This window comes from Rathayibacter sp. AY1E6 (genome assembly GCF_002931115.1).
In the GTDB taxonomy this organism is placed as follows: domain Bacteria; phylum Actinomycetota; class Actinomycetes; order Actinomycetales; family Microbacteriaceae; genus Rathayibacter.
The window spans coordinates 16,789-38,903 of record NZ_PSVK01000007.1 but is presented as its reverse complement, the minus strand read 5'-3'; the positions used below and the strand labels follow the sequence as shown (position 1 = coordinate 38,903).

The following is a 22,115-nucleotide window of genomic DNA, read 5'->3' as shown; positions in this document are numbered from 1 at the left end:
GCGGGCCGGCTCCGCGGAAGCATCAGGAGGCGGCGGGGGCCGGGCCGGTGCTCTCGCGGACGATGAGGCGGGTCGGCACGAGCGAGACGCCGGTGCGCTCGCCCGACTCGAGCTCGCGCAGGAGGATGTCGACCGAGCGGCGGCCCGTGTCCCCGAAGAACTGGCGCACCGTCGTGAGAGGCGGCCAGAAGCTCGCCGACTCCTGCATGTCGTCGAAGCCCGCGACGCTCACCTCGCCGGGCACGGCGCGTCCGGCCTCGTGCAGGGCGCGCAGCACGCCGAGCGCCATCTGGTCGTTGGCGGCGAAGATCGCGGTGACCTCCGGATCGGCGGCGAGCCGCTTGCCGAGGCGGTAGCCGGAGTCGGTGGACCAGTCGCCGACCAGCACCTCCGGCACCGGGGCGCCGCGCTCGATCAGGGTCGACTCCCACGCCTCGTGGCGGCGCTCGGCGGAGTAGGAGCGGTCCGGGCCGGCGATGTGGTGCACGGTGCGGTGTCCGAGTCCGAGCAGGTGCTCGACGGCCTGGCGGGCGCCCGACATCTGGTCGGTGTCGACCACCGGGTACTTCTCGCCGCCAGCGGAGTCGACGACCACCACGGGCAGGTCCGGCGGGAGGACGATGTCTGCCTCGTCGAGCAGGTGCGCCTCGACGATGATGATGACGCCGTCGACCGCCTCCTCGCTCAGCCGGTGGAACGCGACCGACACCTCGCCCTGGGTGGGGTGGGAGACGGGGATGAGGGTGATCGAGTAGCCCGCGTCGGCGGCCGCGATCGCGATGGCGTCGAGGGTGCGCATGTTGCCGAACGAGGACAGCGTGAACATGATCACGCCGATGCTGTGGAAGCGGCCCGTCCGCAGGGCCCGCGCCGCGCTGTTGGGCCGGTAGCCGAGGGCCCGCATCGCCTCGAGGACCCGCTCGCGCGTCTCGCCGTCGACGTTCTGCTTGCCGTTCGACACCCGCGAGACCGTCTGGCCCGAGACGTTCGCGCGCCGGGCCACGTCGGCCATCGAGACGCCGCGTCGCGGCCGGGTGGACGGGGACGGGCGGTCGGTCTCGAGTGACATGGGCTTCCCTTTATAGCGCGCCGCCCGTCAGCCGTGGTGCATCGTGCGCCGAACCGTGACGCAGGAACAGTCGCGGGTGGCGACGTGGACATGCTACGGTGACGCTCTGCCATGTTGACGTGAACATGGCGGGCCCGCACTACTCCCCGAACGGAATCCCATGACGACGACGTCTCCCCCCGTCCCGCTGAGCGAGGTCGCCCCTCCGGCGTCCCCCCTCGCGGCCCCGAAGTCGCGGGCGAAGAGCGAGTGGAAGGGCCTGGCGTTCGTCGCCCCCTTCCTCGTCGTCTTCCTCCTGGTCTTCATCGCCCCGGTCGTCTACTCGATCTACCTCAGCCTCTTCCGCGAGCAGCTGGTGGGCGGCAACTCCTTCGTCGGCTTCGCGAACTACACCGCTATCTTCACCGACCCGAACTTCTGGGAGGGCTTCGGCCGCGTCCTGCTGTTCCTCGTCGTGCAGGTCCCCGTGATGCTCGTGCTGGCCCTCGTCGCGGCCCTCGCGATCGACAGCGGCCGCCTCCACGGCACCGGCTTCTTCCGCATCGTGGTCTTCCTCCCCTACGCCGTCCCCGCGGTCGTCGCGGTGCTGATGTGGGGCTTCATCTACGGCGACAACTTCGGCCTGGCCGCGAACGTCAACGACCTGCTCGGCTCCGACGTCGTCCAGCCCTTCTCGCGCGACTGGATCCTCGCCTCGATCGGCAACATCGTCACGTGGGAGTTCGTGGGCTACAACATGCTCATCTTCTACTCCGCGCTGAAGACGATCCCCGGCGAGCTCTACGAGGCGGCCGAGATCGACGGCGCCGGCCCGATGCGCGTCATCCGCTCGATCAAGCTTCCCGCCCTGCGCGGCGCGATCGTCATCGCCACGATCTTCTCGATCATCGGCAGCTTCCAGCTGTTCAACGAGCCGAACATCCTCCGGACGCTGGCGCCGAACATCATCACCACCTACTTCACCCCGAACATGTACGCCTACAACCTGTCCTTCGCCGGTCAGCAGTACAACGCGTCGGCCACGGTCGCCATCGTCATGGGCGTGATCACCGCGGTGATCGCCTACGTCGTGCAGCTCCGCGGCGCGCGGAAGGAGAACTGATGGCCCTCGCGACCGCTCCCCGGACGCCCGCCCGCGCCCCGAAGCGCCCGGCCGCCCGCCGCGGCTCCTCGGTGCAGCCCAAGAAGTCGATCGCCTTCACCCTGCTGATGTCGGTCTTCATCCTCTACAGCCTCGTGCCGCTGGCCTGGCTGGTCATCAACGCGACGAAGACGCAGGCCGGCCTGCTCTCGAGCTTCGGCCTCTGGTTCGACGGCGACTTCGTCTTCTTCCAGAACATCGCCGACACCCTCAGCTACCGCGACGGGATCTTCCTCCGCTGGCTCGGCAACACCCTGCTCTACGTCGTCGTCGGCGCCGGAGGAGCGACGCTCCTGGCCACGCTCGCCGGCTACGGCCTCGCGAAGTTCCGCTTCACGGGCCGCAAGGCGGTCTTCGCCGTGGTGCTCGGAGCGATCGCGGTCCCCGGCACGGCCCTCGCCGTCCCGACCTTCCTCATGTTCAGCCAGCTCGGCCTGACCAACACCCCGTGGGCGATCATCATCCCCTCGCTGATCAGCCCGTTCGGCCTGTACCTGGTGTGGGTCTACGCGGTGGAGTCGGTGCCCACCGAGCTGCTCGAAGCGGCGCGGATGGACGGGGCGGGCGAGTTCCGCACCTTCTTCACCATCTCCATCCGCCTCCTCGCCCCCGGCATCGTGACCGTGCTGCTGTTCTCGGTCGTCGCGACCTGGAACAACTACTTCCTCCCGCTGATCATGCTGAGCGACCCCACCTGGTACCCGCTCACCGTCGGCCTCAACCAGTGGAACGCGCAGGCCACCGGCGTCAGCGCGCAGCCGATCTACAACCTCGTGATCACGGGCTCGCTCCTCACGATCATCCCCATCGTCGTCGCCTTCCTCGGACTCCAGCGCTTCTGGCAGTCCGGTCTGAGCGCCGGCAGCGTCAAGGGCTGAGCCCTCCCCCTACCCATCCCCCGGCCGGAGCGTCCTGCCCCGTCCACAGCACCCGCAGCACGAAGAAGTGAAGGGAAACACCACCATGAAGATCGCCCGTTCCGCCCTCAGGCGGACCCTGACGGTCGCGGCCGTCGCGGCCCTGGCCGCCGGCTCCCTCGCGGCCTGCTCGTCCACCTCCGGTGGCGGCACGACCACGAGCGCCGGCTCCGCCGCCGACCTCGACTCCGCCCTCGAGGCCGGTGGCAAGATCACGTACTGGAGCTGGACCCCCAGCGCCGAGGCGCAGGTCGCCGCGTTCGAGAAGGCCTACCCCAAGGTCGACGTCGAGCTCGTCAACGCCGGCACCAACAAGGACGAGTACACCAAGCTCGAGAACGCGATCAAGGCCGGCTCGGGCGCCCCCGACGTCGTCCAGATCGAGTACTACGCCATGCCGCAGTTCGCGCTGTCGGACTCGCTCCTCGACCTGTCGCAGTACGGCATGGGCGACCTCGAGGACAAGTACTCCGCCTCCACCTGGGGCAGCGTCAACATCGACGGCAAGCTCGTCGGACTCCCGCAGGACTCGGGCCCCATGGCGCTGTTCTACAACAAGACCGTCTTCGACCAGTACGGCATCGCCGTCCCCGCCACCTGGGACGAGTACGTCGCCGCGGCCGAGAAGCTGCACACCGCCGACCCGTCGAAGTACATCACCGCCGACACCGGCGACGCCGGCTTCGCGACCAGCATGATCTGGCAGGCGGGCGGCGAGCCGTTCACCACCGACGGCACGGACGTGAAGATCGACCTCGCCGACGAGGGCACCGCCAAGTGGACCGGCGTCTGGAACCAGCTCGTCGAGAAGAAGCTGCTCTCGGACACCCCCGCCTGGGGCGACGAGTGGTACAAGGGCCTCGCCGACGGCTCCATCGCCTCGCTGGTGACCGGCGCCTGGATGCCCGGCGTGCTGGAGTCCAGCGTCCCCGACGCCTCCGGCGACTGGGCCGTCGCGCCGATCCCGACCTACGACGGCACCGCCGTCAGCGCCGAGAACGGCGGTGGCGGCCAGTCCGTCACCAAGCAGAGCGAGAACCCGGCGCTGGCCGCCGCGTTCCTGCGCTGGCTGAACAGCGACCAGGCCTCGGTCGACGTCTTCCTGCAGAGCGGCGGATTCCCGTCGACCACGGCCGACCTCGACAGCTCGGACTTCACCGGTCAGGAGTCGGAGTACTTCGGCGGCCAGAAGATCAACGAGGTGCTGACCCAGGCCTCGAAGGACGTCCGCTCCGGCTGGTCGTACCTGCCCTACCAGGTGTACGCGAACAGCGTCTTCGGCGACACCGTCGGCCAGGCGTACGCCAACGGCACCAGCCTCGACCAGGGCCTCGCCGACTGGCAGAGCAAGCTCGTCCAGTACGGCAACGCGCAGGGCTTCACCGTCTCGGAGTAGCACCACTGCTCGACGCGGGGCCGGCCGGATCGCTCCGGTCGGCCCCGCGTCGTTCTCACGCTCGGACACACCGGGCACCGATCCTGAGGGGGATCCAGATGACCACCGCTCCCGAGAGCCGCTTCGCCATCGGCACCGCCGACTTCGAGCTCGACGGCCGCCCGCACCGCATCCTGTCGGGGGCGCTGCACTACTTCCGCATCCACCCGGACCTCTGGGCCGATCGGATCCGCAAGGCCCGCCTGATGGGCCTGAACACCATCGAGACCTACGTCGCCTGGAACGCGCACGAGCCGCGCCGCGGCGAGTGGCGCGAGGACGCCGGGCTCGACCTGGGCCGCTTCCTCGACCTGATCGCCGCCGAGGGCATGCACGCGATCGTGCGCCCCGGCCCCTACATCTGCGCGGAGTGGGACAACGGCGCCCTCCCGGCCTGGCTCTTCCGCGACCCCGAGGTGGGCGTGCGCCGCTCGGAGCCGAACTACCTCGCCGCGGTCAGCGACTACCTGCGCCGCGTGTACTCGATCGTGGCCCCGCGCCAGATCGACGCCGGCGGGCCCGTGGTCCTCGTGCAGATCGAGAACGAGTACGGCGCGTACGGCTCCGACAAGGAGTACCTGGCCGAGCTCGTGCGGGTGACCCGCGACTCCGGCATCACAGTGCCGCTGACCACCATCGACCAGCCCACTCCGCAGATGCTCGCCGACGGCAGCCTGCCGGGCCTGCACCTCACCGGCTCGTTCGGCTCGCGGACCACGGAGCGCCTCGCGACGCTGCGCGAGTTCCAGCCCACCGGGCCGCTGATGTGCATGGAGTTCTGGTGCGGCTGGTTCGACGACTGGGGCACCCAGCACCACACGACGGACGCCGACGCCTCCGCGCAGGAGCTCGACACCCTGCTCGCGGCCGGCGGCTCGGTCAACATCTACATGTTCCACGGCGGCACCAACTTCGGCCTGACCAGCGGCGCGAACGACAAGGGCCGCTACGCCGCGATCACGACGAGCTACGACTACGACGCCCCGCTCGACGAGGGCGGCGACCCGACCGCGAAGTTCTGGGCGTTCCGCGACGTCATCGCGCGCTACGCGCCGGTGCCGGAGGAGGTGCCCGCGGTGCGCCCGCCGGCCCCCGCCCTGACCGCTCCGCTCGTCCCCGGCCCGGCGCTGCTCGGCCTCGGCCAGGCGTTCGGACCGGCCGCGCACCTCGACGCGATGGCCAGCTTCGACGACCTCGGCCACGACGACGGCTTCGTGCTCTTCACGACGACGCTCGACGGCTCCTCCGCTCCGGCCCGCCTCGTGGTGGGCGAGGAGGTGCGCGACCGCGCCTGGGTGCTGCTGGACGGCGTGCCGGTGGGCGTGCTGGCGCGCGACCACCACGAGCGGGCGCTGACTCTGCCGAGCGGACGCGGCGAGCTCGCGATCCTGGTCGAGAACCAGGGCCGGGTGAACTACGGCACGCGCATCGGCGAGCACAAGGGCCTGATCGGAGGCGTGACGCTCGACGGCGCCCCGCTGACCGGCTGGGCGGCGCGTGCCCTCGCGCTGGAGTGCCTCCCCGACCTGGCCGTCGCGGCGCCGGCGTTCTCGGCCGGACCGCAGCTCGCCTCCGGCTCGTTCGACCTCGACGAGCAGGCCGACCTGTACGTGGACACGCTGCACTGGGGCAAGGGCCTGGTCTGGGTGAACGGCTTCCTCCTCGGGCGCTACTGGCGCCGCGGACCGCAGCGGACGCTGATCGTCCCCTCGCCGGTCACCCACGCCGGCCGCAACCGCGTCGTGGTGCTGGAGCTGGAGGGCATCGCCGAGCCGGAGATCCGCCTGCTCGCGGGAGCCGAGCTCGGGCACACGGAGATCTGAGCGGCGGAGCGGAGGCGGGAGCGGCCGTTGGAGGCATGGGTTCGGGGTTCCCGGCTCCGTTGTGCGAGTGGGGCCGGGCCGACTCCGGTCCGCACGCGCTGCCGGACCGCCTCCGGTCTGCGGGTGCCACCGGGCCGCCTCCGTCCTGCGGGCGGCGCCGGGCCGCCTCTGGGACGCGGGGCTCTGCTAGCCTCAGGCGCCCCGGTGCGGCGCCGGCGGGCGAAGGGGGAGACATGATGTCCAAGACACTGCTGCGCACGACTCTGATCGGAGGCGCGCTGCTGCTCGTCCTCTCGGGCTGCGCGGGGACCGCGACGAGCGGATCGACGCTCCGCCCGTTCACTCCGACGCTCCCCTCGTCGTCGGCCGCCCCGTCCGCCACCGCGACGGCCGCCGCCCCGACCGCCGACACCGCTCAGAAGACCGGCGAGCAGGTGGCCGCCGTGCTGACCGGCGTGCAGTTCGTGCCCGGCGAGTACGCGAGCATCCAGGAGATGCTCGACTCGATCTACCCCGGCCTCACCGCGACCGACGCGAGCTGCCTCTCGCCGTTCGGCCTGGGCTGGGACACCGCGCAGCCCGCCGCCGGACTCTCGTACGGCACCAGCGCCGACCGCTCCATGACCGCCGTCGTGTCGAGCACCGGCACCGCCGACGCGGCCGCCTCGCTCCTCGCGAGCGCCACCGACGCGACCACCCGCTGCGCCTCCGGCTCGACGCTCTTCGCCATGCAGGGCGTGCCGGTCGAGACGACCGTCGAGCGCACCGAGCAGACGCTGACCGGCGCCGACGAGACGCTCGGCTGGAAGGTGTCCGGAGCCGTGGGCGGCAAGCCGTTCTCGCTCGTGGGCATCACCGCGCGCGTCGGCGGCGACGCGGTCGCGCTCGTGGGCTGGGACCCGACGACGAACACCTCGTACGTCCCGCGCGCGACGCAGCTCGTCGTCGACGGACTGTAGGGCGCTGGGCGCTGGACGCTGGACGCTCTGAGCTCTGGCTCTGAGCTCTGAATCCTGCGCTCGACCGTCCTCCCCTCCGCGAGAGTCCAGGAGTCGTCGCACTCGACGCCGAGTGCGACAACTCTTGAACAGTGGGCGCGGGTCGAGCGCCGGGACTCCGAGCTCCGAGCTCTCAGCGCTGCACTTCGACGCCCTCTCCTTCGCGACTGTCCAGGAGTTGTCGCACTCGACGCTGAGTGCGACAACTCGTGAACAGTGGGCGGACGATCGGGCCGAGCGCCTGAGCTCAGAGCGCTGGTCGCTGCGCGTTGGGCTTCGGGCTTCGGGCTTCGACGCTCGCTCCTCCGCGAGAGTCCAGGAGTTGTCGCACTCGACGCTGAGTGCGACAACTCTTGAACAGTGGGCGCGGGTCGAGCGCCGGGGCGGAGCGGGCACCGGGCGCCGGGCACCTCCCGGGCTTCGGGCACCCCGCTCCCGGCGCGGGAGCGCGCCTCAGGCCAGCCAGGAGAGGGTGCCGCCGTGGGCGGCCGCGCTCGCGAGCGGGACGCCGTCGGCGGCGAGCAGGAACGGGGTCGGCTCGGGAGCCGTGCGGTCTCCGCGCGCGGCGACGAGGTGCGGGAGCAGCGCCTCCGCCTCGAGCGTCACCAGGCTCGCGCCGCGATCGGCGACCGTCGCCAGGACGCTCTCGCGCGCGGTCCACGGAAGGTAGACCAGGGTCCCGAGCGAGACGACGACCGTCCGCAGACCCGGCGGCACCGCGTCGAGCAGGGCGGGCAGCTCGGCGGCCGCATCGCCCGCGACGATCGTGGGCGGGTCGTCCTGCAGAGTCTCCACGGCCGAGCGGAGCCGCGCGGTCCGCTCCGGACGGTCCGGCGGGAGCAGCGCGCCCAACCAGGCGACGTCCTCGGGCGAGCGGACGTCGAGCGGCGCCAGGTCGAGCCCCCGGCGCCATGCGACGACCGGCAGCCGCCCCGGCGCCGCGCCTCCGCTCACCGCGCACCGCAGCAGAGGCGCGCCCGACCCGAGCCTCGTCTCGCCGTCGCTCGCCGTGAAGGCGTAGGAGTACCGCTCCGGCGCCAGGCAGAGCCCTGCGGAGGCGCCGATCTCGACGAGCGCCACCGGCTCACCGGGCTCCGTGATCCGCTCCAGCGCTGCGACCAGGGGCGCGCACCGCAGCGCCTCGTTGGTCTGCGTCCTCCGCTCGGCGGCGACCGGCGCCACCCGCGCCCACTCGCTCCGGAGCCACGCGGCGAATCCGGCGCCGTCGACGTCGGGAACGCCGAGCAGCCGCGCGACCGAGAAGAGCAGGGACGGCTGCCGGTGCTGCGCGGGCAGCTCGTCGATCAGGGCGAGGAGGCGCGCATCCTCCGTGACGGCGAGCGCCCACTCGACCTGCCGCTCGGAGGTCTGCGCGAGCTCGACGGCGGCGCGGCGGAAGCGGTCGGCGGAGGAGGGCATGCCTCCATCCTGAGGGAGCGGCGCCACGGTTCCTGCAGGCGGGCGGAGGACCTGCGCGCCGGGCGACGGCCCCGCCCCCGCGGATGTCGGTGGTCGCCGGTAGAACGGACTCATGTCCGACACCGCTCCGAGCTCCGCGTCCGCGCAGGTCCGCGAGCGGCGCCTGCTCGACATCCGGCGGATCTACGCCGAGCCGGCCGCGCTCGAGCCGCCCCGCGGGCAGGAGGTCGTGGCGCGCTGGCCGGGCGCCGAGATCGTGCCCGTCGAGTCGCACTGGCTGATCCCGGAGGTGCACGGCGACGAGGCGAACGTCGCGCGCTGGGTGCGCATCAAGACGGAGGCGCTCGTGCTCGGGGTGAAGAAGTCGCTCGTCACGCGCCCGAACGGCCGCTCGGCCGACTTCATCGCCCCCTCCACCGCCAACGGCTGCGCCATGGCGTGCGTGTACTGCTACGTGCCACGGAGGAAGGGCTACAGCAACCCGATCACGCTCTTCACGAACATCGAGCAGATCCAGCGCCACCTCGCCCGGCACATCGGCAAGCAGGGCCCCAAGGCCGAGGCGAACCAGTGCGACCCGGAGGCCTGGGTCTACGACATCGGCGAGAACAGCGACTGCTCCGTCGACGCGCTGCTGAGCGAGAACGTCCGCGACCTCTGCGAGCTGTTCCGGATGTCGCCCACCGCCAAGGCGTCCTTCGCGACCAAGTACGTCAACCGCGAGCTCCTCGAGTGGGACCCGCTCGGGCGCACGCGCATCCGGTTCTCGCTGATGCCCGCCGAGACGGCGAAGGTCACCGACATCCGCACCTCGCCGATGGCCGAGCGGATCGCGGCGATCAACGACTTCGTCGACGCCGGCTACGAGGTGCACGTCAACTTCTCGCCCGTGATCCTCACCGAGACCTGGCAGCAGGACTGGACCGAGCTCTTCGACCAGCTGGACGCCGCCCTCCACCCGCGGGCGAAGGCGCAGCTCGCGGCCGAGGTGATCCTCCTCACCCACAACGAGGGCCTGCACGAGGTGAACCTCGGCTGGCACCCGAAGGCGGAGTCGCTGCTCTGGCAGCCGGGGCGCCAGGAGCAGAAGCTCTCCGAGAACGGCGCCGTCAACATCCGCTACCGACGCGACCTCAAGCGCGCCAGCCTCGACCGCTTCCGCGCCCTCCTCGCCGAGCGCCTCCCCTACTGCCGCGTCCGCTACGCCTTCTGAGCGCCTGCGCCCCCGCCGGAGCGGCTGCGTGACGACTCGCGGAGGAGCGCACCCTCCCGCGCACGCCGAGACACCGCCGCGGAGACGGCGTCTCGACGGAGCCGCACGCCCTGTCCAGTGAGCGCACCGTCACGCCTCCTCCCGCTCCACACGCCCCGCCGAGACACCGCCGGCCCGCCCGACACACCGCCGTCGAGACGGCGTCTCGCGCACGAGCGCGCCGTCTCGACGCAGCCGCACCGCCCACCGGAGGCACCAGGCAACTGAGCCCCGGAGTAACCCGGCTGGGAGTCCGCCCGGCGGCCGGGGCCACTGCTTCGCATTCCGGATAGCGGCACGTGCCCTCCGAACGAGGGGCGTACTTTCGGAGAACAGCCGGAGGGACGGCCCGACCGCCCGACTCCACGGGCCTGCAGAGCAGGCGTCAGCGGGGATCGACGGCTCGGCGCGACGGCATCCGGGCTCGACATCCCGGAGCCCGGCACCCCCGGATCGACACTCCGGACACTCGACTCGGCGGCACAGCACACCCCGGGTCCTGCTCCCCACGAACACCCCCACCATCTCGCACTCCCCCTCCCGGCGGCACTCGCCGGGGCACCTCACCGTCGCGGCCGGCACCCGCGACACAGCACAGAACGGCGGCACGCACCATGGGCGCTCTCCTCTACGGCACTCCCCCCACCTCGCACGAGATCGACGACCGCGCGCTCGCGCACCTCCAGATCGTCATGATCAACAAGTTCCGCCGCGACGAGGCGTTCGCCTTCCAGCTCGACGCCTCGAGCGCGCACGGCACCGGACGCCAGACGCTCTGGCTGCACCCGACCATCCCTCTCCAGTTCTCGTTCCACGGAAGCCGCATGCCGGCGATCAACGCCACCTGGGTGCGCGCACTGATGGAGGAGGCCAACAGCGGCCGGGGCCTGCGGATCGTCACCGAGCCGGCGCAGCAGCCCGAGTCCTCCGGGCTCACGCACGCTGCCTGAGCGCGCCGTGTCCAGGCGCGACGACGACGAGCCGATGGAGGTCACCGACTTCGTCGAGCTCGCCGGTGCAGTGCACGACGACGCAGGCTTCGAGTGCTCCTCCACTGTCGACGGCGTGACGGGCGCGCTCTGCGTGCTGCCCGACTCCCTGGTGCTGCGGAGCGCCGGCACCGGCGACTCGACCCGCGTCGGCACCCGCGACATCCGCTCCTGGCGGGCCACTCCGGCCGGCGCCACCTTCTCGCTCGCCGTGGAAGCCGGAGCGCGGCACACCGTGGTGCTGCTCACGCAGTTCCAGGCGGCGACCGTCCAGGCCATGACCCGCGCCGCCGGACCCGCGACTGGTTTATCCGCTTAACGAATTCCCCGTTCGGGGCACGCGGTGAGGAGCGCTCCTCGTGCGACCCTGATCGGGATGAACGAGAAGGACGAGGTCATGCGCTCCGACATCGGCGGGCGTGACATCGAGCAGGCGCGGGCTCTCTTCGAGCAGTCGTACAACGGGCACCGCTTCGTCGTCGAGCCCGGCGAGGACTTCTCGTACCGCTACACCTCCGTCGGCGACGGCGACGTGACGCTCCGCGGCAGCCAGTTCGCCGGCTCCGTGCAGGGCTCGATCCAGACCGAGGGCGAGTACGTCGTCTCGTGGCTGACCGCCGGCGCGGGCGTCACCGATCTCGACGGCGACGCGGTGACCCTCGGATTCGGGCAGCCGGCGATCTTCGTCAACGACCGTCCCAGCCGGTTCGAGTTCCACGACTACCGCCAGAACCTCATCCACTTCGACGGCGCGTACCTCGAGGGCATCGCGGAGGAGGTCGAGGGCACCCGCGGCCCCCTCCTCTTCGACACGACCTCACGGCCCGAGGGCGCGGCGCTGCGGCGCTGGTCGGCGACCGTCGCGACGGTCGCCCGGGTGATCTACGACGCCGACAGCTCGCCGCTGCTGCGCCGCGAGGCCGACCGCGCGGTCGCCGTCGCCCTGCTCGAGACCTTCCCGCACTCGACGCTGGACACCCCCGGCGACCTCCGAGTACCCCGCTCGGGGCGCCTCCGCCAGGCTATCGAGTACATGTACGAGCACGCCCACGAGCCGCTCCGGACCGAGCAGATCGCCGACGCGGCGGGCATCGGCCTGCGGACGCTGCAGACCGAGTTCCGGCGCGAGTTCGGCTTCACCGCGGTCGACTACCTGCGGCGGATCCGGCTGGACGGCGTGCAGAAGGAGCTGCGGGCGGGCGAGTCCGGAGTCGTCAGCGTCAGCGAGGTCGCACGGCGCTGGGGCTTCGCGCACCTCGGCCGGTTCTCGGCCTCGTACGCCCACCGCTTCGGCGAGCGCCCCAGCACCACGCTCGACACCTGAGACGTCAGAGGTAGTCGGTCCCGCCGTCGTCCTCGCTGTCGTCGCCCTCGCCGCGCGGCTGCACGGTCGGCCGCGCGGGCTGGAGCCGTCGGGTCTTCTCGCGCATCGACTCCACCGCCTCCGGATCGTCGAGGTCGACGCCGCGGTCGAGCGCCGGGCTGGTGAAGAGCTGGCTGGCCGGTCCGACCAGGAGACGGGTCTCGCCTCGCAGCCCCTCGTCCGAGAGCGACGGCACCACGACCAGGTCCGACTTCCCCACGTTCGCCAGCGCCTGCGCGTACTCGACGACCGCCGAGCACACCTCGTCGCCCAGCAGCACGAATCCGCTCGCGTAGTACAGCTTCTGCATCTCGCCCTCCCCTGGATCCCGGACCGCCCCTCCGGTCGCCCGTCCCCCGACGCTAGGACGGCGCCGACCGGGCGCCCCACCCCTTGACGGGGGTGGCGCGGAGGGGCCAGAGTCCGCGCGGAGGGGTCAGAGTCCGCGCGGAACGGGCAATCGCAGCGCGGTCGCGAGCGCCTCGACGACGCGGGTCGCGCGTATGTCGCCGACCCCCTCCATCCGGTTGGTGAGGAACGCGAAGCCGACTCCCGCGTCCGGGTCGGCGAAGGCGACCTGTCCGCCCGCGCCGTCGTGCCCGAAGCCGCTCGGCGTGAGGCGGCCTACCAGGCGGTCGCGGAGGCGGGGCTCTCGATCCCCGGCGACGTCGCCGTGGTGTCGTTCGACGACGACGAGCTGGCCGCCTACCTCCGCCCCGGGCTGACGACCGTGGCGCTGCCTCCGCTCCTCCGGCGACGCCCCGTCGCGGCGCCGCTGCAAGGCGGCCCGGCCCCGACCGCGACCGCCCAGGGCCACGTCGAGCGCCGCCTCCGTCGCGGCATCGAGCTCGTCGAGCAGCCGCGCCGCGCGGGCCGGCGTGACCGCGGTGCCGACGGACGCCGGCACGTCAGCCCCGGTCGCGGACGGCGCGCGCCAGCGACTCGAGGCGCTCCCGGTACTCCGGCCACCACTCCTCCGGCACCGGCGGGAGGTTGTCGCCGGGCGTCCGGAGCCCGACCCGCCCGTCGATCAGCTCGCGGACGATGTCGGCGTGGCCGGCGTGCCGGTGCGTCTCCGCGGTGATGTGGACGAGGATCCGGTGCAGCGTCACGTCGCGGTTCGTCCACCAGGGGACCTGCCCGGGAGCGTCGAGCGGGAGGGCCGCGACCGTCGCGTCGGAGTGGGCCCACACGCGGCGGTACAGCGCGACGACGTCGGCCAGGGACTCGTCGGCCGTCGCCCACATGTCCGAGTTCGGCTCCGACTCGTCCTCCATCCACGGCATCGGCTCCGGGAACGGCCGCCCGAACACGGCGCCGAGGTAGCCCGCCTCGGTGCCCGCCACGTGCTTCACCAGGCCGAGCAGGTTCGTGCCCGTCGAGACCAGCGGCCGCCGCACGTCGTACTCGTCGAGCCCGTCGAGCTTCTGCAGCAGGGCGTCGCGCCCCTCCTGCAGGTAGCGGAGGAGGGTCTGCTTCGCGTCGTCGCTCATCCCCCCAGCCTGCCGCGCCCGTCCGAGCCGCGCCAGAGCGGTGCCGGAGCCGCGCCGTGCTCAGACCGCAGGAAGGATCGCCCCGCGGGCACCGGGATCCGCGGATCCACGGCCCGCCGGAGCGATCCTTCCAGCGTTGTGCACGGGTCAGGCCGGGACGCCCGCTCCCGCCCGCTGGACCCGCGTGCCGACGAGGCGCTGCGAGGAGGCGTCGACAGCGGCGGCCGGGCCGACCAGCTCGAGCGCCGTCTCCGTCTCGCGCGTCGCGCAGTCCGGGCCAACCCACAGCTCGACGCGGCCGGGCTCGACGATCCGCACGCCCTCGCGTCCGGTGAAGGCCAGGCGCGCGGCCGGGACCTCGAAGCGGACCTCCGCCTCCTCGCCGGGCTCGAGCGCGACCCGCGCGTAGCCGAGCAGCTGCGCCACCGGCCGGGTCACGCTCGCGAACACGTCGCGGGCGTACAGCTGCACCAGGTCGATGCCCGCCCGCCCGCCCGTGTTGCGGACGCGCACGGTCGCCGTGAAGAATCCGTCCGTCGGGGCGGACTCCTCGACCGCCAGCTCCGTCCGGGCGAAGGCCGTGTACGAGAGGCCGTGGCCGAACGGCCGCACCGGCGTGCTGTCGGCGGAGGTCACGTCCGACGGCCCGCCGAGGATCGGGTGCAGGTACGAGAACGGCTGCGCCCCGGCCGAGCGCGGCAGCGAGACCGGCAGGTGGCCGGAGGGGTCGACCCGTCCCGAGACGACGCCCGCGATCGCGCCGGCGCCCTCCTCCCCCGGGAAGAACGCCTGCAGCACGGCGGCCGGAGCCGACGGCCCGTCGAGCGCCCAGCCCACGGCGTAGGGGCGGCCGGTCAGCAGCACGAGCACGACCGGGGTCCCCGTCGCCACGACGGCCTCGACCAGCTCGCGCTGGCGGCCCGGGAGCTCGAGGCTCTCGACGTCGTTGCCCTCGCCGACCGTGCCGCGGCCGAACAGGCCCGCCCGGTCGCCGACGACCACGATCGCCACATCGGAGTCGGCGGCCGCCCGGACCGCCTCGGCGATCCCGGAGGCGTCGTCCCCCTCGACCGAGCAGCCCTCGGCGAGCAGCAGCTCGGCCGAGCCGAACTCGTCGGCCAGCGCGTCCGCGACCGTCGGGATCTCGAAGCCCAGCGGCACGCCCGGGTGGTGCGCCAGCACGTGGTTGGCGAAGGAGTAGCAGCCCATGAGCGCGGGCGCGCTGTCGGCGTTGGGGCCGATCAGCGCGAGGCGGCGCGGCGCAGCGAGCGGCAGGACGCCGTCGTTCGCGAGCAGAACCACCGACTCCTCGGCCAGCCGGCGGGCGATGTCGCGGTGGGCGGGCGAGTCGAGGTCGATCGACTCGGGGGCGTCGTCGAAGCGCGCGTCGAGCAGGCCGAGACGCTCCTTCTGCGCGAGCACCCGCAGCACGGCCCGGTCGACGAGCGCCTCGTCGGCCTCCCCGGCCCGGATGCGCGCGGCCAGCGGAGCGAGGAACGCGTCGCCCGTGGGCAGCTCCACGTCGATCCCCGCGGCGAGCGCCAGCTCGGCCGCCTCGCCCAGGTCGGCGGCGACCGCGTGCATGAGGTGGAGGAACGCGACCGAGAAGTAGTCGGCGACGACCACGCCGTCGAAGCCCCAGCGCTCGCGCAGCACGCCCGTGAGGTAGGCGGGCGTCGCTCCGACCGGGTCCCCGTCGATCTCGGCGTAGGAGTTCATCACCGAGCGGGCGCCCCCGTCGCGGATCGCCATCTCGAACGGCGGCAGCAGCACGTCCGCGATCTCGCGCGGTCCGGCGTGCACCGGCGCGTGGTTGCGGCCGCCGCGGGAGGCGGAGTAGCCGATGAAGTGCTTCAGCGTCGCGTCGACGCCGGTGGACTGCAGCCCCTGCACGTACGCGGTGCCGATCGTGCCGACGACGTACGGGTCCTCGGCGATGCACTCGTCGACCCGGCCCCAGCGGGGGTCGCGGATCACGTCGAGCACGGGCGCCAGGCCCTGGTGGATCCCGAGCTCGCGCATCGAGCCGCCGATCACGGCGCCGAGCTCGGCCACGAGCTCCGGGTCGAAGGAGGCGCCCCAGGCGAGCGGAGTCGGGAACGTCGCGGCCTGCCAGGCTGCGAGCCCGGTCAGGCACTCCTCGTGGACGATCGCCGGGATGCCCAGCCGCGTCTCCTCGACGAGCCGGCGCTGCTCCGCCCACAGCCACTGAGCGCGCTCGAGCGGATCGACGGGGCGCGTGCCGTAGACGCGGGTCAGCTGGCCGATCCCCTCGCGGGTCGCCTCGGCGTACCCGGTCGAGGTGGCCATCTCGCCGGCGAGCGGGGCGACGACCTCGCCGCCCTGGTCGACCCAGTAGCCGACCAGCTGGGAGAGCTTCTCCTCCAGAGTCATCCGGCCCAGCAGCTCGGTGGTGCGGGCGGACGGGGCCTGGGGGTCCTCTGGTGCGTGCGGTGCGGTCACGGTGCGACCCTCTCTGCGGGTGGGGCGACGGGTGCGGACGGGACGGGGGACGCGGCGGACGGGCGGAGCGATCCGCTCATCCCTTCACCGCCCCCGTCAGCCCGCCGACGATGCGGCGCTCGAAGACGCTGAAGAAGATCAGCGCCGGGATCATCGACAGCGACACGAAGGCGAGCACCTTCGCCGTGTCGACCGAGTACTGCGACGAGAACGCCTGGACTCCGAGCGGGAGCGTGAAGGTGGACTCGTTGTTGAGGATGAACAGGGGCAGCAGGTAGCTGTTCCAGCTCGCGATGAACGCGAGGATCCCCGTGGTGATCACGCCGGGCATCGCCAGGCGCACGACCATCCGGAAGAAGAAGCCGATCCGGCTGCAGCCGTCGATGAAGGCCGCCTCCTGGATCTCGTCCGGGATCGCGCGGAGGAACGGCACCAGGATGATGATCGTGGTCGGCAGGCCGAACGCGATCTGCGGCAGCACCACTCCGGCGAGCGAGTTCATCAGGCCGAGGCTCTTGATCACCAGGTAGAGAGGAGTGATCGCCACGGTCATCGGGAACATCAGGCCGGCGGCGAAGAGCGCGTAGAACACGCCGCGTCCGGTGAAGTCGTAGCGGGCCAGGACGTAGCTCGCCATCAGGCCGAGCACGACCACGCCGAGCGTCGTCGCGAGGCCGGCGATGGTGGAGTTGCCCACCTCCTGCCAGAAGACGCCGCCGGTGATCACGTCGAGGTAGTTCTGCACGTTCCACGGCGAGGGCAGGCCCGCCGGGTCGGTGGTGATCTGCGCGTTCGTGCGGAAGCCGCCGAGGATGATGTACGCCACCGGGGCGAGCATCAGCGCGATCACGACGATCGCCACGACGTAGGCGATCGTGGTGCCGCGGCCCAGGGGCTGCCGGCGCCGCTTCACCGCGAGAGGCCGAGGGGTCTCCGGAGTGATCGGCGGGGCCGTCATCGTCGTGCCGGTCATCGCTTGTCTCCCGTCAGTGCGCCCGCCGTGTCGCGCCGGAGCACGAAGCGCTGGTAGAGCAGCGCCACCACGAGCGAGATCAGGAACAGGACCACCGCGACGGCGTTCCCGTACCCGTAGTTGCCGGCATTGCGGCCGTTGGTGACCAGGTAGATCGCCATGGTCGAGGTGCCCGCGGTCGAGGACACGTACTGGCCCCAGATGATGTAGACGAGGTCGAACAGCTGCAGTGCGCCGATGATCGACAGGAACGCCCAGATCCGCAGGGTCGGCGCGAGCAGGGGCAGGGTGATCCGCCGCTGCACCTGCCAGTAGGAGGCGCCGTCGATGGCCGCGGCCTCGGACAGCTCCTCGGGGATGCCCTGCAGACCCGCGAGGAAGAGGATCACGGCGAAGCCGATGTACTTCCACGTGATGATCAGCATCAGCGTCCAGATCGCGATCGCCGGATCCGAGAGCCAGTCCTGCTTCAGCGCGCCGAGGCCGACCTTCTCGAGCAGGCCGTTGACCGCGCCGCTGGTCTGGAGCATCAGGCTCCAGCCGGTGCCGACGACGACCTCCGAGATCACGTACGGCACGAAGATCAGGACGCGGATGATCGACTGCCCGCGCAGCTTGCGGTTCAGCAGCAGCGCCAGGAGGATCGCGACCGGCCCCTGGAGCACGAGCGAGAGCACCACGATGATGCCGTTGTGCGCGAGGGCGTCGTGGAAGGTGGGGTCCTGCAGGATCGTCAGGTAGTTGCGGAAGCCGACGAAGTCCGTCGGCACTCCGTAGCCCTGCCAGCTGAAGAAGCCGTAGTAGGCCGCCATCACGACCGGGAAGATCACGAAGGCGAGGAAGACGATCAGCGCCGGGCCGACCAGGAGCGCGATCTCGAAGCGCCCCGCCCAGCCCACGCTGCGGCGGCGCCGGCGCACCGGAGGCGTCGAGGTGACGCCTCCGGTGCGCGCGGTCCCGCGGGGCTCATCCACTCCGAGGAGCGGGCTCTCGCGGAGTGCCATGGTGGCTAGGCCTTCGCCGCGGCGGCGTTGACGGCCTCGACCAGCTGCTCGGGGTCGCTCTTGCCGGCCAGCAGGTCGACGACTCCGACGTTCAGCGCGTTGCCGACGTTGAGGCCGTAGACGGTGTCGAGCCACTGCGAGACGTACGGGGCCGAGTTGTAGGCCTCGAGGATCTGCTGCAGGTACGGCTCGGTGACCGCCTCCTGCGCCACGGTGTTCACCGGGGGCGCGTTGAAGGCCGCGTAGTACTCCTTCTGCACGTCGGAGGTGGCCAGGTAGTTGAGGAAGTCGACGCACTCGTCGGGAGCGCCCGCGGAGCAGGAGTAGCCGTCGACGCCGCCCATGATCGCGCCGGCCTCGCCGTCGCCGCCGTCGATCTCGGGGAAGGGGAACCAGCCCAGGTCGGGCAGCGGCTTCTCGTCGGGGGTGAGGGAGGCGATCACGCCGGGGTTCCACGCGCCCATGAGCTCCATCGACGCCTGGTGGTTGGCGAGGAGTCCGGCCGAGCTGCCCGCGCCCTGCTGGGCGGCGGTGGTGAGGAAGCCCTCGTTGAACGGCTCGGTGGCCGAGAAGTCCTGCAGGTCCTCGCCCGCGCGGACCCAGCAGTCGTCCGAGAAGTCCTTGGTGTCGGCCGCCTCGGCCATGGTGTCGGCGCTGCACTCGCGGAGCGCGAAGAAGTAGTACCAGTGCGCGGCGGGCCAGGCGTCCTTCGCGCCGAGCGCGACGGCCTGGGCTCCGCTGCCCTTGATCTTCGTGATCGCCGAGTCGAGCTCGTCGATGGTCTTCGGCGTCTCGGTGACGCCCGCCGCCGTGAAGAGGTCCTGGCTGTAGAACAGGCCGCCCGGGAGGACGGCGACCGGCATCGCCCAGACCTTGTCGTCGAGCGTGTTCGCCGAGAACGAGCCCTCGGGGATCTCGCTGCGCGCCTGGTCCGAGATGCCGTCGGTGAGGTCCTTCAGCTGTCCGCCCGCGACCATGGCGGCGAGCTTGCCGCCTCCGCGCTGGAGGAAGACGTCGGGGGCGTCGCCCGAGTTGAGCGCCGTCTGGAGCTTGCCGTCGAGATCCTCGTTCTGGATGGCCTGCGACTCGATGGTCACTCCGGGGTTCGCGGCCTCGAAGTCCGCGATCGTCTTGTCCCAGAACTCCTGGCCGGGGCCCGTGGTCGAGTTCTGCCAGAGGGTCATCGCGACGGTGCCGTCGCTCGATCCCGAGTCCTGGCCCGAGCAGCCGGTGAGGGCCGCGACCGTGCCGAGCAGGGCTGCTGTCGCCACTGCGATCTTCCTGAACTTCATCGTCCAACCGTTCTCTTCATCGAGGGCGCCGCCTGGTGCACCGGCGCCGTGGGGGTTCCCGCCTTCGCGGGTGGAGTCAGTGTCCGCAGTGCTTGCGAAAGTGGTCAAACGTTTTCGAAATGGTTTTCGAAGCACGGGTTACAGTCGGCCACATGACCACCCGACCGACCATCCACGACGTCGCCGCTGCCGCCGGCGTCTCGGTGGCGACGGTGTCCAAGGCCGTGAACGGCCGCTACGGCATCGCCCCCTCCACCGCCACCCGCGTGCTCGAGGTCGTGCGCGAGCTCGGCTACGAGTCGAGCCTCGTCGCGAGCAGCATGCGCTCCCGGCGCACGGGCGTGATCGGCGTGCTCGTCGCGGGGTTCGAGCCGTTCAGCGCCGAGATCCTGAAGGGCGTGGGGTCGGTGCTGGCGGAGTCGCGGTTCGACCTGCTCGCCTACTCCGGCTCCCACGAGGGCGAGCAGGAGGGCTGGGAGCGGCGCTCGCTCAGCCGGCTCAGCGGCACCCTCATCGACGGGGCGATCATGGTCACGCCGAGCGTGGTGAGCGCGCCCTCCGACATCCCGCTCGTCGCCGTGGACCCGCACACCGGCCGCGCCGACCTGCCGACCGTCGAGTCCGACAACTTCGGCGGCGCCCTGCTCGCCACCCGCCACCTCGTCGCCCTCGGGCACCGCCGCATCGGCTTCGTCGCGGGCCGCGGCGACCTGCGCTCGGCGCGGCTGCGGGAGGCCGGCTACCGGGCGGCGCTGGCGGAGGCCGGCATCGCCTTCGACGAGCGCCTGCTGCGGGTGGGCAACTACCACCGCGACACCGCCCGGCGGCCCGCCTCCTCGCTCCTGTCGCTGCCCGACCGCCCGACCGCGGTCTTCGCCGCCAACGACGTCTCGGCGCTGGCGATCATCGAGACCGCCGCGCACCTGGGCCTCGCCGTGCCCCACGACCTGTCGGTGATCGGCTTCGACGACGTGCCCGAGGCCGCTCGCTTCGATCCGCCGCTGACCACCGTCCGCCAGCCGATGCAGACGCTCGGAGCGACCGCCGCCGAGATGCTGATCGCCCTGATGGCCGGGCGCGAGCCGCGCTCGCTGCACGTGCAGCTGCCGACGCAGCTCGTCCGCCGCGCGACGACGGGACCGCCGGCATGAGCGGCGATGGGACCGCCGGCATCGGCGACGAGCTGGAGGACGACGGCCCGACCGCCGTGCACGCCGCCCTCTTCGACGCGCTGGAGCTGGTGGACCTGCCCGCGCTCGAGGCGCTGCTCGACGAGCGCTTCGTGATCGAGCACCCGACCGGCCTGGTGCAGTCGCGGGAGGAGTGGCTCGCCGACATCGACGAGGCGCGCAAGGAGTACCACGAGATCGACCACGTCGAGAGCGCCCTCTCGGGCGGCGCCGCGCACCCGGTGCTCACCTCCCGCACCATCACCGAGGCGACCATCGGCCGCCTGCACGCGACCTGGCGGCTCCAGCTGACGAGCCGCCTCGTCCGCCGCGACGAGGGGTGGGTGATCACGCGGACCGTGGTGACGAGCTGGTGAGGCGGGCGGACCGGCGCGTCCGCGGCCGGCTGCGGGCGCGGCGGGCAGGATCGACACCGTGCTCCTCCAGGTCGTGACCCGCTCCGCCCGCCCGGCCGCCGAGATGTTCGACCGGGCGCGCGACATCGATCTGCACATGCGCTCGCAGGCCGGCGCTCGCGAGCGCGCGGTGTCCGGGACGACCACCGGGCTGATCGGCCTGGGCGAGCAGGTGACCTGGAGCGCCCGGCACTTCGGCGTCCCGCTCCGACTGACCAGCACCGTCACCGCGCTCGACGCCTCGCACTCCTTCGTCGACGAGCAGACCCGCGGACCCTTCGCGACGTTCCGGCACGAGCACCGCTTCGAGCCCGACGGCTCCGGCTCCGTGATGATCGACCGGCTCGAGTACTCCGCCCCGCTCGGCGTCCTCGGGCGGATCGCGGAGCGGCTGGTGCTCGACCGGCACCTGCGGCGGCTGCTGGAGGAGCGCGGCGCGTTCCTCGCCGGGGGCGACCGGTGAGGCTCCTGATCCGGACCCTGCTGACGCTCGTCGCCGTCGCCGGGGTCCTCTCGCTCGCGACGACCTCGGTCCTGTTCGCCCTGTCCTCCCTCGACACCGGCCGGGACCCCGGCGAGCTGCTCCTCCCGCTGGCCCGAGCGCTTCTGGCGACCGCCGTGACGGCGGCCGTCGGCGGGCTCCCCTACTCCGCGGGACGGGGTCGCGCGCCCTGGCCGGTCCTCTGGTCGGCCTCCACGGTCTGCATCCTCGCGATCGCCTGGATCGTGGTCTCGATCGCGGCGTGGACCGACCCGGGCGACGGGACGGACGCCGTCGTCGCGCTGCTGACCGTGGTGCCCGCCGCCTGCTGCTCGATCGCCGCGATGCCGGTGACCGAGCTCGTCCTCCGGGTGGGAACGCGCAGGATCGGCGCCGGTTAGCGGATCCGTCCCTGCCG

21 protein-coding genes and 1 pseudogene are annotated in these 22,115 nt (G+C 72.2%); 14 read left to right on the top strand and 8 right to left on the bottom strand.

The window, feature by feature from the left end:
* Window positions 1-22: 22 nt before the first annotated feature.
* Window positions 23-1,069 (bottom strand): LacI family DNA-binding transcriptional regulator, encoded by a 1,047-nt coding sequence (locus C5C46_RS08295; protein WP_146076621.1) that lies wholly within the window; start codon window positions 1,067-1,069, stop codon window positions 23-25.
* Window positions 1,070-1,229: 160 nt separating this feature from the next.
* Here C5C46_RS08295 and C5C46_RS08290 point away from each other — a divergent pair, with 160 nt between their 5' ends.
* From C5C46_RS08290 to C5C46_RS08270, 5 genes are all read left to right on the top strand, one after another.
* The gene (locus C5C46_RS08290; RefSeq protein ID WP_104226355.1) at window positions 1,230-2,171 is read left to right on the top strand and encodes a carbohydrate ABC transporter permease; all 942 of its coding nucleotides are present in this window, start codon (window positions 1,230-1,232) and stop codon (window positions 2,169-2,171) included.
* A 107-nt stretch (window positions 2,172-2,278) separates the two neighbouring features.
* Entirely contained in the window at window positions 2,279-3,088 is an 810-nt protein-coding gene (locus C5C46_RS08285) for a carbohydrate ABC transporter permease (protein WP_258062773.1), read from the top strand.
* 85 nt (window positions 3,089-3,173) lie between these two features.
* Window positions 3,174-4,523: a sugar ABC transporter substrate-binding protein gene (locus C5C46_RS08280; protein WP_104223423.1), complete on the top strand. Its 1,350-nt coding sequence runs from the start codon at window positions 3,174-3,176 to the stop codon at window positions 4,521-4,523.
* 98 nt (window positions 4,524-4,621) lie between these two features.
* Window positions 4,622-6,385, top strand: a complete 1,764-nt coding sequence (locus C5C46_RS08275) for a beta-galactosidase family protein (RefSeq protein ID WP_104226354.1) — start codon at window positions 4,622-4,624, stop codon at window positions 6,383-6,385.
* Between the two features lie 233 nt (window positions 6,386-6,618).
* Window positions 6,619-7,344: a hypothetical protein gene (locus tag C5C46_RS08270; protein ID WP_104297617.1), complete on the top strand. Its 726-nt coding sequence runs from the start codon at window positions 6,619-6,621 to the stop codon at window positions 7,342-7,344.
* 492 nt (window positions 7,345-7,836) lie between these two features.
* Here C5C46_RS08270 and C5C46_RS08265 read toward each other — a convergent pair whose 3' ends face one another.
* Entirely contained in the window at window positions 7,837-8,802 is a 966-nt protein-coding gene (locus C5C46_RS08265; protein WP_181136504.1) for a DUF2332 family protein, read from the bottom strand.
* A gap of 112 nt (window positions 8,803-8,914) precedes the next feature.
* Between C5C46_RS08265 and C5C46_RS08260 the strand changes: the two genes are divergently transcribed.
* The 4 genes from C5C46_RS08260 to C5C46_RS08245 all read left to right on the top strand — a co-directional run bounded on the left by C5C46_RS08260 (window position 8,915) and on the right by C5C46_RS08245 (window position 12,367).
* On the top strand, window positions 8,915-10,015 hold the full coding sequence (locus C5C46_RS08260; RefSeq protein WP_104226351.1) for a spore photoproduct lyase family protein: 1,101 nt from the start codon (window positions 8,915-8,917) through the stop codon (window positions 10,013-10,015).
* Window positions 10,016-10,668: 653 nt separating this feature from the next.
* Window positions 10,669-11,004, top strand: a complete 336-nt coding sequence (locus C5C46_RS08255) for an ATP-dependent DNA ligase (protein ID WP_104223411.1) — start codon at window positions 10,669-10,671, stop codon at window positions 11,002-11,004.
* Between the two features lie 7 nt (window positions 11,005-11,011).
* Window positions 11,012-11,362 (top strand): hypothetical protein, encoded by a 351-nt coding sequence (locus C5C46_RS08250; RefSeq protein WP_104223412.1) that lies wholly within the window; start codon window positions 11,012-11,014, stop codon window positions 11,360-11,362.
* A 57-nt stretch (window positions 11,363-11,419) separates the two neighbouring features.
* Window positions 11,420-12,367, top strand: a complete 948-nt coding sequence (locus C5C46_RS08245; protein WP_104226350.1) for an AraC family transcriptional regulator — start codon at window positions 11,420-11,422, stop codon at window positions 12,365-12,367.
* Between the two features lie 4 nt (window positions 12,368-12,371).
* Here the strand turns inward: C5C46_RS08245 and C5C46_RS08240 are convergent, their stop codons facing one another.
* Window positions 12,372-12,716, bottom strand: coding sequence for a hypothetical protein (locus C5C46_RS08240; protein WP_104223414.1), 345 nt, complete (start codon window positions 12,714-12,716; stop codon window positions 12,372-12,374).
* Window positions 12,717-13,028: 312 nt separating this feature from the next.
* On the opposite strand from C5C46_RS08240, the pseudogene C5C46_RS08230 reads away from it, so the two are divergent.
* Window positions 13,029-13,148, top strand: a pseudogene (locus tag C5C46_RS08230) (substrate-binding domain-containing protein); the annotation flags it as partial.
* Between the two features lie 166 nt (window positions 13,149-13,314).
* Here C5C46_RS08230 and C5C46_RS08225 read toward each other — a convergent pair.
* From C5C46_RS08225 to C5C46_RS08205, 5 genes are all read right to left on the bottom strand, one after another.
* Entirely contained in the window at window positions 13,315-13,899 is a 585-nt protein-coding gene (locus tag C5C46_RS08225) for a DinB family protein (RefSeq protein ID WP_104226349.1), read from the bottom strand.
* Window positions 13,900-14,046: 147 nt separating this feature from the next.
* Window positions 14,047-16,293, bottom strand: coding sequence for a glycoside hydrolase family 3 N-terminal domain-containing protein (locus tag C5C46_RS08220; protein ID WP_104226348.1), 2,247 nt, complete (start codon window positions 16,291-16,293; stop codon window positions 14,047-14,049).
* 145 nt (window positions 16,294-16,438) lie between these two features.
* Window positions 16,439-17,335 carry a carbohydrate ABC transporter permease gene (locus tag C5C46_RS08215; protein WP_104224899.1) on the bottom strand — a complete coding sequence of 299 codons (897 nt, stop codon included), beginning with the start codon at window positions 17,333-17,335 and terminating at the stop codon, window positions 16,439-16,441.
* Window positions 17,332-18,339, bottom strand: a complete 1,008-nt coding sequence (locus C5C46_RS08210) for a carbohydrate ABC transporter permease (RefSeq protein ID WP_104226347.1) — start codon at window positions 18,337-18,339, stop codon at window positions 17,332-17,334. Before C5C46_RS08210 ends, C5C46_RS08215 begins: the two co-directional genes overlap by 4 nt.
* A gap of 5 nt (window positions 18,340-18,344) precedes the next feature.
* Complete coding sequence (locus C5C46_RS08205) at window positions 18,345-19,631, bottom strand: ABC transporter substrate-binding protein (RefSeq protein WP_104226346.1); 1,287 nt, start codon at window positions 19,629-19,631, stop codon at window positions 18,345-18,347.
* A gap of 152 nt (window positions 19,632-19,783) precedes the next feature.
* On the opposite strand from C5C46_RS08205, the gene C5C46_RS08200 reads away from it, so the two are divergent.
* Genes C5C46_RS08200 through C5C46_RS08185 form a run of 4 tightly spaced genes read left to right on the top strand, consistent with a single transcriptional unit; the run spans window position 19,784 to window position 22,098 of the window.
* Entirely contained in the window at window positions 19,784-20,782 is a 999-nt protein-coding gene (locus C5C46_RS08200) for a LacI family DNA-binding transcriptional regulator (RefSeq protein ID WP_104224902.1), read from the top strand.
* Window positions 20,779-21,177, top strand: a complete 399-nt coding sequence (locus C5C46_RS08195; protein ID WP_104226345.1) for a nuclear transport factor 2 family protein — start codon at window positions 20,779-20,781, stop codon at window positions 21,175-21,177. Before C5C46_RS08200 ends, C5C46_RS08195 begins: the two co-directional genes overlap by 4 nt.
* A gap of 58 nt (window positions 21,178-21,235) precedes the next feature.
* Complete coding sequence (locus C5C46_RS08190; RefSeq protein WP_258059406.1) at window positions 21,236-21,679, top strand: SRPBCC family protein; 444 nt, start codon at window positions 21,236-21,238, stop codon at window positions 21,677-21,679.
* Window positions 21,676-22,098, top strand: a complete 423-nt coding sequence (locus C5C46_RS08185; protein ID WP_104226344.1) for a hypothetical protein — start codon at window positions 21,676-21,678, stop codon at window positions 22,096-22,098. Before C5C46_RS08190 ends, C5C46_RS08185 begins: the two co-directional genes overlap by 4 nt.
* Window positions 22,099-22,115 lie beyond the last annotated feature (17 nt).

What these genes read in the sequence shown, in the direction of transcription:
- C5C46_RS08295 (WP_146076621.1), bottom strand. Translation starts at nt 1,069, where the DNA reads ATGTCACTCGAGACCGACCGCCCGTCCCCGTCCACCCGGCCGCGACGC.
- C5C46_RS08290 (WP_104226355.1), top strand. Translation starts at nt 1,230, where the DNA reads ATGACGACGACGTCTCCCCCCGTCCCGCTGAGCGAGGTCGCCCCTCCG.
- C5C46_RS08285 (WP_258062773.1), top strand. Translation starts at nt 2,279, where the DNA reads ATGTCGGTCTTCATCCTCTACAGCCTCGTGCCGCTGGCCTGGCTGGTC.
- C5C46_RS08280 (WP_104223423.1), top strand. Translation starts at nt 3,174, where the DNA reads ATGAAGATCGCCCGTTCCGCCCTCAGGCGGACCCTGACGGTCGCGGCC.
- C5C46_RS08275 (WP_104226354.1), top strand. Translation starts at nt 4,622, where the DNA reads ATGACCACCGCTCCCGAGAGCCGCTTCGCCATCGGCACCGCCGACTTC.
- C5C46_RS08270 (WP_104297617.1), top strand. Translation starts at nt 6,619, where the DNA reads ATGATGTCCAAGACACTGCTGCGCACGACTCTGATCGGAGGCGCGCTG.
- C5C46_RS08265 (WP_181136504.1), bottom strand. Translation starts at nt 8,802, where the DNA reads ATGCCCTCCTCCGCCGACCGCTTCCGCCGCGCCGCCGTCGAGCTCGCG.
- C5C46_RS08260 (WP_104226351.1), top strand. Translation starts at nt 8,915, where the DNA reads ATGTCCGACACCGCTCCGAGCTCCGCGTCCGCGCAGGTCCGCGAGCGG.
- C5C46_RS08255 (WP_104223411.1), top strand. Translation starts at nt 10,669, where the DNA reads ATGGGCGCTCTCCTCTACGGCACTCCCCCCACCTCGCACGAGATCGAC.
- C5C46_RS08245 (WP_104226350.1), top strand. Translation starts at nt 11,420, where the DNA reads ATGAACGAGAAGGACGAGGTCATGCGCTCCGACATCGGCGGGCGTGAC.
- C5C46_RS08240 (WP_104223414.1), bottom strand. Translation starts at nt 12,716, where the DNA reads ATGCAGAAGCTGTACTACGCGAGCGGATTCGTGCTGCTGGGCGACGAG.
- C5C46_RS08225 (WP_104226349.1), bottom strand. Translation starts at nt 13,899, where the DNA reads ATGAGCGACGACGCGAAGCAGACCCTCCTCCGCTACCTGCAGGAGGGG.
- C5C46_RS08220 (WP_104226348.1), bottom strand. Translation starts at nt 16,293, where the DNA reads ATGACTCTGGAGGAGAAGCTCTCCCAGCTGGTCGGCTACTGGGTCGAC.
- C5C46_RS08215 (WP_104224899.1), bottom strand. Translation starts at nt 17,335, where the DNA reads ATGACCGGCACGACGATGACGGCCCCGCCGATCACTCCGGAGACCCCT.
- C5C46_RS08210 (WP_104226347.1), bottom strand. Translation starts at nt 18,339, where the DNA reads ATGGCACTCCGCGAGAGCCCGCTCCTCGGAGTGGATGAGCCCCGCGGG.
- C5C46_RS08205 (WP_104226346.1), bottom strand. Translation starts at nt 19,631, where the DNA reads ATGAAGTTCAGGAAGATCGCAGTGGCGACAGCAGCCCTGCTCGGCACG.
- C5C46_RS08200 (WP_104224902.1), top strand. Translation starts at nt 19,784, where the DNA reads ATGACCACCCGACCGACCATCCACGACGTCGCCGCTGCCGCCGGCGTC.
- C5C46_RS08195 (WP_104226345.1), top strand. Translation starts at nt 20,779, where the DNA reads ATGAGCGGCGATGGGACCGCCGGCATCGGCGACGAGCTGGAGGACGAC.